This is a genomic window from Aquimarina hainanensis (assembly GCF_042684685.1).
GTDB classification, from domain to species: domain Bacteria; phylum Bacteroidota; class Bacteroidia; order Flavobacteriales; family Flavobacteriaceae; genus Aquimarina; species Aquimarina hainanensis.
Genome location: NZ_JBHULX010000022.1, coordinates 144,336 through 158,702 on the forward strand (window position 1 = coordinate 144,336; position 14,367 = coordinate 158,702).

The 14,367-nt window shown below is 33.6% G+C and carries 14 protein-coding genes; 7 read left to right on the top strand and 7 right to left on the bottom strand.

The genetic code is table 11. The annotated features are described in order from the left end of the window. Positions 1-61: 61 nt before the first annotated feature. The 6 genes from ACFSTE_RS12780 to folP all read right to left on the bottom strand — a co-directional run bounded on the left by ACFSTE_RS12780 (position 62) and on the right by folP (position 6,472). Positions 62-838, bottom strand: coding sequence for a diadenylate cyclase (locus ACFSTE_RS12780; protein ID WP_378253414.1), 777 nt, complete (start codon positions 836-838; stop codon positions 62-64). 174 nt (positions 839-1,012) lie between these two features. Next, on the bottom strand, positions 1,013-2,041 hold the full coding sequence (locus ACFSTE_RS12785) for a hypothetical protein (RefSeq protein ID WP_176027204.1): 1,029 nt from the start codon (positions 2,039-2,041) through the stop codon (positions 1,013-1,015). Positions 2,042-2,115: 74 nt separating this feature from the next. After that, the gene (locus tag ACFSTE_RS12790) at positions 2,116-3,159 is read right to left on the bottom strand and encodes a hypothetical protein (RefSeq protein WP_378253416.1); all 1,044 of its coding nucleotides are present in this window, start codon (positions 3,157-3,159) and stop codon (positions 2,116-2,118) included. A 57-nt stretch (positions 3,160-3,216) separates the two neighbouring features. After that, positions 3,217-3,477 carry a hypothetical protein gene (locus ACFSTE_RS12795; RefSeq protein WP_378298170.1) on the bottom strand — a complete coding sequence of 87 codons (261 nt, stop codon included), beginning with the start codon at positions 3,475-3,477 and terminating at the stop codon, positions 3,217-3,219. Between the two features lie 228 nt (positions 3,478-3,705). After that, positions 3,706-5,268: a 7TM diverse intracellular signaling domain-containing protein gene (locus ACFSTE_RS12800; protein WP_378253420.1), complete on the bottom strand. Its 1,563-nt coding sequence runs from the start codon at positions 5,266-5,268 to the stop codon at positions 3,706-3,708. Positions 5,269-5,641: 373 nt separating this feature from the next. After that, positions 5,642-6,472 (bottom strand): dihydropteroate synthase, encoded by an 831-nt coding sequence (gene folP / locus ACFSTE_RS12805; RefSeq protein WP_176027200.1) that lies wholly within the window; start codon positions 6,470-6,472, stop codon positions 5,642-5,644. Positions 6,473-6,576: 104 nt separating this feature from the next. Here folP and ACFSTE_RS12810 point away from each other — a divergent pair, with 104 nt between their 5' ends. The 7 genes from ACFSTE_RS12810 to ACFSTE_RS12840 all read left to right on the top strand — a co-directional run bounded on the left by ACFSTE_RS12810 (position 6,577) and on the right by ACFSTE_RS12840 (position 12,855). Beyond that, positions 6,577-7,125 carry a DUF1599 domain-containing protein gene (locus ACFSTE_RS12810; protein ID WP_176027199.1) on the top strand — a complete coding sequence of 183 codons (549 nt, stop codon included), beginning with the start codon at positions 6,577-6,579 and terminating at the stop codon, positions 7,123-7,125. A gap of 88 nt (positions 7,126-7,213) precedes the next feature. Beyond that, positions 7,214-8,308, top strand: coding sequence for a BT_3928 family protein (locus tag ACFSTE_RS12815; protein WP_378253422.1), 1,095 nt, complete (start codon positions 7,214-7,216; stop codon positions 8,306-8,308). A gap of 71 nt (positions 8,309-8,379) precedes the next feature. Further along, positions 8,380-9,429 (top strand): ABC transporter permease, encoded by a 1,050-nt coding sequence (locus tag ACFSTE_RS12820; protein ID WP_378258877.1) that lies wholly within the window; start codon positions 8,380-8,382, stop codon positions 9,427-9,429. A 43-nt stretch (positions 9,430-9,472) separates the two neighbouring features. Next, positions 9,473-10,225: a triose-phosphate isomerase gene (gene tpiA / locus ACFSTE_RS12825; protein WP_176027196.1), complete on the top strand. Its 753-nt coding sequence runs from the start codon at positions 9,473-9,475 to the stop codon at positions 10,223-10,225. 118 nt (positions 10,226-10,343) lie between these two features. Then, on the top strand, positions 10,344-11,186 hold the full coding sequence (gene prmA, locus ACFSTE_RS12830) for a 50S ribosomal protein L11 methyltransferase (RefSeq protein WP_176027195.1): 843 nt from the start codon (positions 10,344-10,346) through the stop codon (positions 11,184-11,186). 56 nt (positions 11,187-11,242) lie between these two features. Then, entirely contained in the window at positions 11,243-11,518 is a 276-nt protein-coding gene (locus ACFSTE_RS12835; protein ID WP_176027194.1) for an ATP-dependent Clp protease adaptor ClpS, read from the top strand. 497 nt (positions 11,519-12,015) lie between these two features. Next, positions 12,016-12,855 carry a M57 family metalloprotease gene (locus ACFSTE_RS12840; protein ID WP_378253425.1) on the top strand — a complete coding sequence of 280 codons (840 nt, stop codon included), beginning with the start codon at positions 12,016-12,018 and terminating at the stop codon, positions 12,853-12,855. A 175-nt stretch (positions 12,856-13,030) separates the two neighbouring features. Here ACFSTE_RS12840 and ACFSTE_RS12845 read toward each other — a convergent pair whose 3' ends face one another. Then, complete coding sequence (locus ACFSTE_RS12845; RefSeq protein WP_176027192.1) at positions 13,031-14,350, bottom strand: DUF4374 domain-containing protein; 1,320 nt, start codon at positions 14,348-14,350, stop codon at positions 13,031-13,033. Positions 14,351-14,367 lie beyond the last annotated feature (17 nt).

Genomic DNA, 14,367 nt, shown 5'->3' on the forward strand with positions numbered 1-14,367 from the left:
CAGGCTACTATTGACCAAATTCGTTCGGAAATGAGTTTGAGGAGACTTATATAATAGAGATTTATGAAAGATCCTGCTTTATTTTTTTTGATAATTCTGACATGTCTTTAAATGCTACAAAATTTCCATTTTTAATATAAGAAATTCGTCCGGTTTCCTCACTGACTACCAATGCCAGTGCATCTGTTTTTTCAGACACCCCAATGGCAGCCCGATGTCTGAGACCAAAACGAAGAGGGATGTCTCGTTCATTTGTAACAGGCAAAATAACTCGTGTGGCAACTATTTTATTATCTTCAATGATCATAGCACCATCGTGTAGAGTGCTGTTTTTATAAAATATACTTTCTATAATCGGAGTGTTTACCTGTATATCCATTGCATCACCAGAGCTTTTTACAAAATCAAGAGAAGTGTTTCTTTTGAGGATAATTAACGCCCCGGTATAGGAAGCTCCCATATTATTACAGGCTTTAATAATTGAAGCAACATCGGTATCGATTTCCTCAGAGCTGTCCCGTACAAACTTTAGTTGTTTTAAAAACTTTCGCCTTCTACCGAAATTTGTAGAACCGATCATCAAAAGGAATTTCCGGATCTCTTGCTGAAATACAACAATCAGAGCAAACATTCCTACACCAATGAACTCTCCTAGTACACTACTTAACATTTCCATATCGAGGAACTGCGTTAATTTCCATACCAGATAAATAATAACAATTCCTATAAAAATATTGATCGCAGCAGTTCCCTTTACGAGTTTGTATACGTAGTAGAGCAGAAATGCAACTAGTACAATGTCTAAAACATCTAAAAATCTAAGGTTTATTAAATCCAAAGCACCCCTTTTTTTGTAAAAATAGAAAAATTAGGGAACTTAGATTTCAAAAACTTCTAATAAAAGACGATGTTCAAAATAATAATGTATAAAGTGTCGGTTAGGGGGATTTAACTGTATTCTTTATTTTTGTTGAGGTAGGTAAGGAGGGCTTCCATAATAGTATGATAACCGTTATATTTCTTCCCAGAGTATTCGATTTAAATATGCTACATTATCTGAATCAATACGAAATGTTTTGGCAGAACTGATAATTCCTGTTGTCTGCAAAGATACATATCCAGTTTCTCCTTTCCATTTATTGATATATGGATTGTAGTTGCATTCTTTCTCATGATACCATCGTTCTTCTCTTTGTTTGGGAATTCTGCGATCTACACAAATATTCCTAAACTCACAGTCACTGCATACATCACAGTTATCTTTGGTAACCCTCCAGTATTTTTGAAAAGCAATGCTTTGTACTATAGTTTTTAATTCTTTACAGTCAATCAATCGAATATCAGCAAATTCTTCGGTACTCTCTGGAGCATTTTTTACCTGACATGAACTGCTGATGTATAATTTGCGATTAAAATAAGTATGGTATTCTTTAGATTCTGATACTAATTCGTAGCTAGGAGTGATATGTAGATTAATCAGACTTTTTTCTTCTGGATCATAAAAACTGATGCCTTGGCTCATATCTTTATGTATCACGTCTAAAGTTAAAGATTTTTTAAAACTTATTGGTAATGCAATGTTTTTAATCAGTGGGTGCGAGAATAGCCGACTTAGGTATTTTTCATCAACTTCCATATCCTTAATGACAATATGAATGGTTCTTAAACTGACTCCAGAAATTTTAGTTAGATACTGTTCCAGTTTTTTTTGACTTCTTATCAGATATCGTATTTCAATTGCTTCAACTAATAATTCGTTTAGTATTGGGGATATGGGAGTATCTATGGTATTAACTGAAATATCAATGATAAGATTTGTAATAAAACTGAATGAATTCCATACATATCCATTTGCTTTTGGGTGAATTGAATATAAAGCATTGTCACTTATGAATTTATCATATTCTTTGTTTCCTTTCTCTTTGTTTATGAGGTATTTACTAAAACCTTTTGGAGTGGCTTGAATTTCCTTTTCGTAATTAATAAGTATTTCTCTGCTGAATCCTTCGGTAATTGCAAATCGAGTACATTGACTAACCATATTGCGATATGTTTTTATAAAATCTGGAAGAGCTAAAAGCAGATGTTTTTAGTCCCTTATGATAAATTCTTCTGTCATAAACTCTTATTTTTTTGAAGGGTTCGGACGTGTTTTGTGCGATGATTACTGTTGATTTTTTCATTTTGGAAATGCCCGTTTTTATTTGTTAATGCCGTTGCGATATTTTCTGCTACTTGCGGGTATCCATAACCTTGTGAAACCATGCTTATTTGTCCATGGGGATTAACTTCTAGAAATACGTAATTTTGATCGACATCAAGAATGACATCTAATGATCCCATGTCTAACTCCAATGTTTTCATTAAAAGAGTTATGCAGTCTTCGATTTTTTTGGGTAGCTGATAAGGGTAATTGATAGTTCTGTCGCTAGCCAAAAGTTTACGAATATCTACTTCTTTCTCATTACTATTTGGTTTCATCGCTACACTATAAAATTCCCCCAAAAAATAAAAAATTCTTAACTCTAATATTTTTTCTATTTTGGATTGAAAAAGTGCAGAAAAAAACTCCTCAGGTAGATCGTTAATATCTACAATTGTTGAATAATTGGTGCGATACCCATCTGACTCTTTGCTGATATACTCTGTTTGGATAGATTTGGTAACAATTTGTTTTTTCTTAAATATAGATAGAAGGTCTTTCTTTTTTTTGGTTATGATAGTTTGAGGTATTTTAAACCCTGAATTTCTGGCAACTAACAACTGACTTAGCTTGTTTTTGGAAAGATGACTACTATAACCTATGAGTTTTTTTTGCTGCTTTAGCCATCTCAAAATAAAATCTCTGATAGCTGTTATTTCTATAGATTTAAAACTGTCTTCTTCAGAAATTATCACATTGTTGGTTGTTTTTATTCTTTCAGAGGACCAGGTCCTTTGAAAAAAGAAATCTATTTCAGTAAAATCAAATGTATTTCCATGGAGATCTGTAATCTGAAACTCAAATGAAGTAGTCGATATATGAAGGAAAAGCGCTTCATTTTCTAATATTTCTTTTTCATAGATAGCTACAGGGGTATGCCCAAAAGATATGATCCATTGATATATTTCTTGACAGCAGGGATCTCCTTGTTGACTTAGTAATATTCCTATTTTCATCGGTTATCTATATTTTAGAGGCCTTCCCTGATCAAAGAAATCAGGGAAGGCTTTTTCTTAATTAGTATCCAACGATATGTTTCCAAAGGGATCATTGTCGGGAAGAGCTTGATTAGCAGGGGTTCCGGAAAGCCAATTAAGGTGGGTGAAATTATTGCAGTGTCCGACCCAGTCATTTGATGGTCCATGTCCCACATCCGTTCTAGATATCCAATGTCTTTTACTTCGCCTTGCAGCAGCTGCAGAAGATAATCCTCCCTGGATATTATTCATATCTAAGGCGAGTTTTTTTGATGTAAACGAATCTAATTTTTTCATGAATTGTTTGATTATAAAAAAATGGTGATGCCTACTCTATATGATTTTCGGCTGCCTCAATAGATTATCAGTTTTTTGTTTGATAATATTTTTACTAGAATTCCAGTGGGATCAAAATTATAAAGAAAGCAGAGTAAATATGCTTTTTACAGGGGAGACAAAAGAGGGGACAATAGGGGTAATACTTTAAAAATAAGAGGTTTTTTTAGGAGGAGTGATGATAGAATGCTAAAAAATCGATAAATAGCTTGATAGGGTAACATTAGTGCTAATAGCAATTTTTTTTCTTACCCGTTGCTTTGCTTTTTTTACACTTCCCTCTGTGATAAACAACATATTCGAAATCTCTTTTTGAGTAAACCCTATTTTTACGAGTGTGAGTAATCTGATTTCATTTTTGGATAATTCTGGATGCTTCTCATATAAATTAGACAAAAAATGAGGGTTTAATTCCTGAAACTTTTGTTTAAAACTTGCCCATTCTCCTTCATTTGTGAGATTAGACTCGAGTAACTTAAAAATATTCAAAAAATCGTTTTTTTTAATTTTGGTGTTGTTGACCTGATAAAGTTTTGATTGTAGCTTGATATTGGAGTTTTCCAAAATACTTTGATGTCGGATATACTGCTTTATTTTGTTGCTTTTCTTACCCAAGATATGTGCTGTGGAATAGGTGAAAATTATAAACTCAAAGGTGGTTCCAATTTTAAAAAAAGTATTGCCTGTTACATCGGAAACGATGCAGATATTAAGGATTCCGATACTAACAAAAAATAAGGCAAATGACATGGCTAATACATATTGTATTGTTTCTTGCTTTTGTTTCTGTGCAGCTTTAATAATCATTGATAATAGTAGTAATAACCACCCCACCCCGAATCCATATTCAACGATATGTATTTTTCCTATTTGAGTAGAGCAAAAAAGTAATTGATAGATTAACAATCCTGTTATCACGATTACAGTATAGCATTTTAGATATAAATAAAACTGCGGATATGTTTTTTTGATTCCTAAAAAATGGGCACTAAATATGATGAGAAAAAAAATACTACACTTGTAAAAAACAAAAATTAAATGCTCAACTATAATGATGGGAAGGTCATGACCGTATAAATAACCGTCAAAACCTATATAAAGAAAACAGGTGAATAGGATGTATAAAGTATAGAATAAATAGAGCTTTTTTTTCAATATAATCCAGTAAAAAATAGTAATACAAAAGATAATGAACATCATCCCATAGAAGAAAATATTTTCAATAGTATCCCAATATATAATCCTGATAAATTCCTGTAGGGATGTTATGTAAGGAGTTGCCCGAACTACTTTTCCATTATTGCTGGTTTGTATATAGTAAGTTCCTTGCTCATGAGGTTCCAGAACAATCCTGAAATTAGGTTTCGAAAAATTAAAAAAACGATCGTCGTTATATTGGATGTCTTTGATAGTGTTTAAAGAATGCAATTGGTTTATCGTCGAGTCGAGTTTATAGAATTTGTAATTCCGATTTATTCTGTCATTATTATGTATAATAAGCGTTTTTCTGCTTGGGCTATGATTTGTTATTTTTAAGGCTATCCATATTGTCCCTTTAAAAAAATGAATATTTACCTTCTCCGATATATGAAAAGGAATTTTCTCTATAGTTTTGATCGTATATTGATTTGAATTATCTGAATAAGAGCAGTATGAAAAACTAATATCAGTGAGATCACTATTGGTTTTTGTGCAGCTTGAAATAAAAGATAAAAGAAGAAGTGATATAAGTGTTCTGATCAATCCATTCATTGGAGTATAGGTATTGTGTAAACATACATTTTAATACGATGATAGTTGATTATGCTTTTTCGAGGCTTATCGTTCTAACAATACAGTGTGGGAATAAGAAGAATATTACCCGGTTTCTTTGATTTTTTTGCTCAATGAGTCAAGATTTAAATGTTCAGAAAGAGAGTTCGAAATTAATATTCATTTCCTGAAATATATCTCATGTACTTGTATGAGGGGAGTTGCTTCATAAATACGTTCAATTGTGGAAATTGTAAAACACTTTCTTAGACCGTATATTGTTTCAGGACATGAGACGACCTGCCATAAAGATAGGTATCTATATAGTAGTATTGATTTATGAAAGAATCGTGTACAGTTGATTAGTACCGTATTAATCTTTTTGCTGGAGCATATTTGTCAGGGCAATACATTCCATAGCTTCTTTTACATCATGTACCCTCAGAATGGATGCTCCTTTTAATAAGGAGATCGTATGCAAACATGTTGTTCCGTTTAATGCTTCGCTGGGAGATATGTTCAGTGTTTTGTAGATCATTGATTTTCTGGAAACCCCTGCGAGAATAGGTAATCCTTGTGTGTGTAATAACTCTAATTGATTGAGTAGAGAGAAGTTTTGATGTGGGTTCTTAGCGAATCCAAACCCGGGATCAATAATAAGATCATGAATACCTTCTTTTCTGGCAGCAGCAACACGTTCTGAAAAATAAAACTGAATTTCCTTGATCATGTCATTATATTGATTCAAAGACTTCATAGTTTGAGGAGTTCCTTTCATATGCATCATAATATATGGAACCTGAAGGTTTCCTATTGTTTTTAACATTTGATTATCCAGGTTTCCAGCTGAAATGTCATTAATAATCGCTGCTCCGGCTTCAATACTTAGTCGAGCAATTTCACTTCTAAAAGTATCGATAGACAACAGTACTTCAGGAAATTTTTTGAGCAGTAATGCGATAATAGGAAGTATTCTTTTTTTCTCTTCTTCAATCGATATATGAGTAGCATCTGGTCTGGAAGAATATGCGCCAAGATCAATAAAACTAGCTCCTTCGTTTAATAATTTTTCTACTTGTTTAAGAATCAGTGTTTCATTTTTATAAAATCCTCCGTCATAGAAAGAATCAGGAGTGAGGTTTAAGATTCCCATTACTTTTGGAGAAGAAAGATCGATAAGTGTGCCTTTGCAGTTGATAGTCATGGTTACTTGTTATGCGTTTGAATCCGATAGAATTAATTAAACTTGTATGATGATTTTTTTAATTGCTATAATAGCGCGAAATTTACACAAAATTCAATAGTTTTATGCAAGATACATCTATACAATACGACAAGATTATACATCAATGTCGAGATTTGTTTGTGAAAAAGATGAAAGATTACGGAAGTGCATGGAGAATCCTGCGATTACCTTCATTGACAGATCAGATTTTTATCAAGGCACAGCGCATCAGAAGTCTGCAGGAGAATGCTGTAAGAAAAGTAGATGAAGGAGAAATTTCTGAATTTATCGGAATTATCAACTATAGTGTGATGGCATTGGTGCAGGTAGAAAAAGGAATAGCAGACCAACCAGATTTATCACCAGGCGAAGCAGAAAAGTTATATGATAAGCATGTAGGGATCACTAAAGAACTGATGATGAATAAAAATCATGATTATGGAGAAGCCTGGAGGGATATGCGAGTAAGCTCTTTAACTGATTTGATCTTGCAAAAATTATTAAGAGTAAAACAAATAGAAGATAATAAAGGAAAGACACTCGTTAGTGAAGGGATTGATGCTAATTATCAGGATATGATTAATTATGCCGTGTTTGCAATGATTCACTTAGGAAAAGCAAAAGATTGTTAGAAAATAATAAATTAGTGTTAATTACTTTATCAAAAGAAAAAACAGATAGTATCTTGTTTGTTTTTAACAAAGTTTAATACCGTCAAATATGAAGTATTTAGTTTGGTTTTCCAGAGTTTTTGTATCAGTATTGTTCCTTTTTTCAGGATTTATTAAGCTTAATGACCCGCTGGGGTTTTCATATAAACTTCAGGAATACTTTAGTGAAGGAGTATTGAATATGGAATTTTTGATTCCTTATGCACTAATGCTTTCTGTTTTAATCGTAATATTTGAAATCATTGTAGGGATTACTTTATTGCTGGGATACCTGCCAAAAATAACCTTATGGTCTTTAATGGGGATGATTTTGTTTTTCACATTTTTGACATTTTATTCAGCCTATTTTAATAAGGTTACTGATTGTGGTTGTTTTGGAGATGCGTTACCCTTGACTCCTTGGGAATCATTTACTAAGGATGTAATACTGCTTATTTTTATTATTGTTTTATTTTTAGGAAAGAAATATATCACACCAATTCAGCCGGTAGCAATACATAAGTGGATTGTTTTTGTAGCCTTTTCATTGTGTTTGTGGTTTGCGTATCATGTACTAATGCATTTGCCAGCTTTTGATTTTAGGGCTTATAAAATAGGGACGAATATTCAGGAAGGAATGGAAATTCCGGAAGGAGCTCCAGAAGCAGAATTCGAATATCAATGGAAGTTTGATGTAAATGGAGAAGAAAAAGTTGTAATCACGTCAGGAGATTATCCTCAGGTAGATGGTAAATTTATCAAAGTTGATACAGAGCTAATAAAAGAAGGGTATGAACCTCCAATTCATGATTTTGCAATCGAAAAAGAAGGAGTAGACCACACAGCAACGTTTTTAGCAAAAGATCGTTTGTTAATTGTAGTAGCCTATAACTTATCCAAAAGTGAAGCTCCCGGTTTTGCTCAAATAAAAAAAATAACAGATAAAGCATTGTCAGAAGGATACACGGTAATAGGATTGACCGCTTCTGTACCGGAAGCTATTAATAGAGTGAAAGAAAAACACCAATTGGATTTTGATTTTTACAGTACAGATGAAACCGCATTAAAGACGATTGTAAGATCGAATCCGGGAATTATAACCTTGAACAAAGGAACTATAACTGATAAGCTTCATTGGAATGATGTCGAGGATCTGAATTTTTAGAAAAAAGGATGTCGATAGCAAGGAATTGGATTCATAAATAACAGTAGACTGTGTTGAAGTATTTAAAAAAAATGGGATATGCGATATTGACCCTTTTGGGGGTAATATCTGTTATTTTTATGCTATTTAATGTGCTTCCCGGAGATCCTGCTCAGATGATGTTGGGACAAAATGAAAATGAAGAACAATTAAAGGCAGTTAGAAAAAAATATGGATTTGATCAGCCGTTATTTACCCAGTATTTATACTATCTGAATGATTTATCGCCGTTGTCGGTACACGATGTAAAAAAAGAAGATTTTTCTTTTTTTGACTCTAAAAAATATACAGGAAAGAAACTGTTTACGCTAGGAGGAAAAAGTATAGTGATTAAATTTCCATATTTAAGAGAATCATTTCAGAAAAACGGGAAAAAAGTAAGCGAAGTTATAGGAGAGACCTTGCCCAATACAATTGTACTCGCTGTTTGTGCTATTTTGATAGCAATTATACTAGGGGTATTTCTGGGAGTGATAAGTGCTTTGACCAAGGATCAGTGGGGAGATAAGTTAATTCAGCTGATTAGTACTATAGGTATGAGTGTTCCTTCTTTTTTTAGTGCTATAATTTTCGCCTGGCTTTTTGGGTATATCCTGCAAGAATATACCCATCTCAATATGACAGGAAGTTTATATGAGGTTGATGATTTTGGAGAAGGGGTTTACCTGCAATGGAAAAACTTATTATTACCTGCAGTAGTATTAGGAATTCGTCCCCTTGCAGTAGTTACACAATTGATGAGAAACTCTTTGCTGGAGGTAATGGAGGAAGATTATATAAGAACTGCCAGATCCAAAGGCTTGTCATTGTATCAAATTATTAGAAAACACGCCTTAAAAAACGCATTGAACCCGGTAGTAACCGCTATTTCGGGCTGGTTTGCTTCCATGTTGGCAGGAGCGGTGTTCGTCGAATATATATTTGGCTGGAACGGAATCGGAAAAGAAATTGTAGATGCATTGAATACCTTGGACTTACCTATAATAATGGGAGCTGTATTAATCATTGCCACTATGTTTATTCTAATCAATATCTTTGTGGATGTGATTTATCAATGGCTTGATCCAAGAGTAAAAATATAACCAATTAGAAATTAAATTTTAACCACACCTAAATTAGTAATTAATGAGAAAACGAGTAGTAGCCGGAAATTGGAAAATGAATAACAATCTGGAAGAAACCGGCGCTTTACTATCTGGATTAAAAACAAAATTAGAGGAGCGCCAAGGAACAGAAATTATTGTAGCACCTACTTTTATCAATTTGCCATATGCTTTAGAAGCATTAAAGGACTCAGGAATTAAAGTAGCCTCTCAAAATATGCATCAGGCAGAGAATGGCGCATTTACAGGAGAAATATCAGCAAATATGCTAACTAGTGTAGGAGTACGCACTGTTATTCTTGGACATAGTGAACGCAGGGCATATTTTGGAGAAAAAGATGAGGTGCTGGCAGAAAAAGTAACTACCGCTTTAAAGCATAAGATGCAGGTTATTTTTTGTTTTGGAGAAGAACTGGAAGAACGAAAAAGTAACAATCATTTTCAGGTAGTGGAAGAGCAATTAAAAGCAGCCCTTTTCCACCTTGATAAAGGTTCATGGCAAAATATAATCCTGGCATATGAACCAGTATGGGCAATAGGAACAGGAGAAACCGCGTCTCCTGAACAAGCACAGGAAATGCATGCTTTTATTAGAAATGTAATCAAAGAAAAATTTGGAACAGAAGTGTCTGACGAGATTTCTATTTTGTACGGAGGAAGTGTAAAACCGGCAAATGCTGCTGAGATTTTTGCAAAACCAGACGTTGATGGAGGATTGATAGGAGGAGCTTCATTAGATGTGGATAGTTTTGCAGCTATAGCAAATGCCTTTTAAAAAAACTTCGTTTATCATAATATAGATAATCTACAAATCTTTCCGTATAGGAAGGTTTGTAGATTGTTTTTTTATAGCCTAAAAGAGTATTTTTGCTTTTTTTAAAACAGAAAAAACAATGTCAGGTAATACTATATATCTGGGATATTATTTTACGATATCTCCACTACAACCAGCAACAGAAATTTTGATAGCAGAACTAGGGTATGCTGGCTTTGAAAGTTTTGTAGAAACTCCGACAGGAGTAGAAGCCTTTATCCAGAAAGAAGAATGGAATGAAGGAATACTAGCCGATATATATGTATTGCAATCGGATGAGTTTGAAATAACATATACGTTTAAGGAGATAGAACAGATAAACTGGAATAAAGAATGGGAGAAAAACTTTACACCCATCATCGTTGATAATATCTGTAGTGTGCGAGCTCCTTTTCATGATAAGCCAGTAGCGGAATATGATATTGTAATAGAGCCCAAAATGTCCTTTGGGACAGGACATCATGAGACAACACATATGATGATACAACATATCTTGACTCATAATTTTGAAGGTAAAAAGGTGTTAGATATGGGATGTGGTACAGGAGTTTTAGCAATCCTGACAGAAATGAGAGGAGCAGGCAATATCGATGCAATCGATATAGATAACTGGTGCTATTTAAACACTCGTGAAAATATAGAAAGAAATAAATGCCAACGCATTACTGCCTTTGAGGGAGATGTTTCCCTGTTAGAAGGAAAAACCTATGATGTAATCATAGCTAATATTAATAGGAATATCTTACTAAAAGATATACATGCCTATACAAAATCACTGAATAAAGAAGGTTGTCTATTTCTGAGTGGCTTCTATAAAGAAGATTTAGAGATGATTACGGCAGAGTGTGAGAAAAACGGTTTAACGTTTGTTAATAAATTGGATAGAAATAATTGGATTTCATCAAGTTATGTGTTAAAATGAATTTAAATCAGAACAACATTATTTTCTAAATGTTATATTTGTATAAAAAACATGTTATGAGTACTCAGGAAAAAGTATTAGAGGAAGTTCTGGAGAAAACAACTGAGCAACCTAATAACGAGATTGTCTTGTATAATGATGATGTAAACACTTTTGATCATGTGATTGAAACACTTATCTACACATGTGAACATACACCGTTGCAGGCAGAGCAATGCGCCTTATTAGTTCATTATACAGGAAAGTGCACAGTAAAAACAGGAAATTATGATGATTTAGTACCTAGGTGTTCTAAGTTGTTGGAAGAAGGACTTAGCGCAGAGATTATATAATAACGGAAAAAACATAATAAAAATAACAAAAAGGCTTAGCAGTAATTACTGCTAAGCCTTTTCTTTTTCATGGGGAAATCGTGTTTTGTTTGCAGTTTTTTATAAAAAAAAGGCGCAAAACATAAAAATTTAACATTTGAAAGAAAAATACTACTTTTTGTTTTCTGCTGTCAGAAAGAACCTTTTTTTTTAATAGTCTAGTAATCCTAGGGACTAAACTAACATTTGTTTGTGGGAGCCATGTATTTTGTCGAATTTATGTGCATTATAAAAAAAAGTGTGTCTTGTTTTTTAAGCGTTTTATTGTGTATAATTCAAATATTGCTTGTTTTTAATGCGTATAAGCTAATTAATTAACTTATTTTTTGGAAAAAATGTTATATATTGAAAACGCAAACCATTAAAAAGTTCGAAGCAATATTAATTTATTGTGGCTGAATAAAACCTCATTTTTTGAGGATAATATTTAGATAACTACACAAACTCAACTTATTAAAATGAAAAGAATCAAATTATTAGCGCTATGCGCTATTGTTGCAGGTTTTACAACTTCCTGTCAGAAAGAAGAACTAGCTAGTGAACAAGAGAAAGAGATTGCATTAACTCCTACAAAAGCAGAATTAACTAAGCTGTTTGATATGGGAGTTAATATAGATGATGTAACTATTGAGGAAATAGCACATCTGGATGGGACTAAGCAAGCGTACCTAGTTTCTGGTGATATTCAAATTCCTCGTGCAGGATTAGAAAAACTAGAAGAATTGGAAGCACTTGCTGATGGACAAAAGCAGTATAGAACCAGTAATCTGGTATCAGGAGCAAACCGTACGATTGATATCCTTGGGTATACAGGTTCGGGAAATGCACTTACCAGTACTATGAGAACAGGGTTACAATGGGCTGTTAATAACTATAACAGAATAGGTACTTCTCTGAATTTTAGACTGACTTTTGGTACAAATTATCAAGCCGCAGATATGGTTGTTTACAATAACAACCAATCTGGAGGCGGAGGATCTGCTGGATTCCCAAGTGGAGGAAGAGCATATAAGTGGATTCAGATAAATCAGGGAACTAGTAGCTTTGGAAACAATGTAAATGAGCATGTAATTGGTCACGAAATAGGGCATTGTATAGGGTTCCGCCACCAAGACTGGCAATCTCGTCAGAGCTGTGGTCAAAACAGTAATGAAGGGCAAGCAGGTGTTGGAGCTATTCTAATTCCAGGAACTCCAACTTCAGATAGAGCAGACTCTATTATGTTAGCATGTTTTGGATCCGGAGAAGATGGAGAATTTACAAGTTCTGATATAACAGCATTAAGAGCGTTATACTAAACACACAAACAAGAGACTTTGAACTTTTAATGGAACCACCTCTTTTAGAGGTGGTTTTTTTATTTGATCATTCTTGATTTTTTTAGGAAATATAAAAATACCCCCCTTTGAATATACCTATTCAAAGGGGGGTATAGGTTGATACATCAAAGTATCAGGAGTTATAAAAAGAGATTTAGTTAGAAATCTTAAAAATACCTTTGATAGAAAGCCCGTTTATTTTCGCTCCTTTAGTTGCCGTAGCAGTTTCAGGGTTTACGATATAAATATGAGATGTTCCATCTTTAATATCTCCGTTAACTGGTGGACCTATAGGCATTCCTCCTACTCGACTACTTAGATATGCGATTCCATTTTCCACAAATAAAGGGGCAGTATACCGGTTGGCATGAGGAGATAATCCTTGAACATCTGTTACTGTTTTTTGTACTAGGTCAATAACAACTAGTTTAAAGAAAGGACCTTGCTCATTGTATACTCCCCAAGGACCAATAGTGTCATCCAAAATTATTCTTGCTAGTGCTTTGTTGTTTCCTACATAATCCATCCAAAAGATTTTACCTCCGTTAGTAGCATTTTCTACATCAAAAAAGTAATCAGGATCAAAGGTAGTAGCTCCATTTTTAATTTTTAAAATACCAGAAGGTTTTGTCGCTCCAGCTAATGCACAAGTTGTAGCAGAAGAAGAATACGAATAGATATCTCCATTTTCTGTTTTTTCAATTCCGTTTACATGACCATTAGTACCAATTGGACTAGTTCTATCATCTTCTATAAGCTTTTCAAATTCGAAAGATGGGTATTTGAAGATTGCTACATGTGCCTTTTCTTCTACTTGTATAGGGTTATATGTTCCTGCTGCTGGTAATTTATGGTATGAAACAAATAGTTTTCCTCCGTTTTGAACCATTCCGGTTACCCATGGAATATATGCAGGACCTTCATTTTTACCGTCATTACTGTCTATTGCATGGTTGACCTTTTTTTCGAGCATACCATTGTCAGTATTAATGATGTTGAAATCCCTGTTAGGAATACCTTTACTAGGATCATCTAATGAACCTAACAATTCTACAGCGATCATTTTCTTATCATCAGTATTAATGAAATTCATAGGAGCACTTGGAGTAGAAAAATTATTTACTTCAGTTAATTTTCCAGCTTCGTTTAATTGGTATGCTGTTGTTACTCCTGAAGCAGTATATTGGGTAGTGAATATGGTATTATTGGCACCGTGGAAATAATTCCACCCTTTTAATTCAATTCCTTTGCCTTCTACAGAAATTTCACCGGTAGTAAGAGATTCTATTGAAGGAAGTGTTAGTAAGTAATCTACAGGTCTGTTCTGTCCAATTGGGTTAGCTTGAAAACTAACAACATATTGTCCTTTATCAGGTTCGACTGTATCATCATCGCTTTTACAAGAGAAAGCGATTATCGAAATAGTTAAAAGCAGAAGTATGCTTTTACTCCAATTAATTCTTTTAGTGTTCATCTTTTTGTTTTTAATTT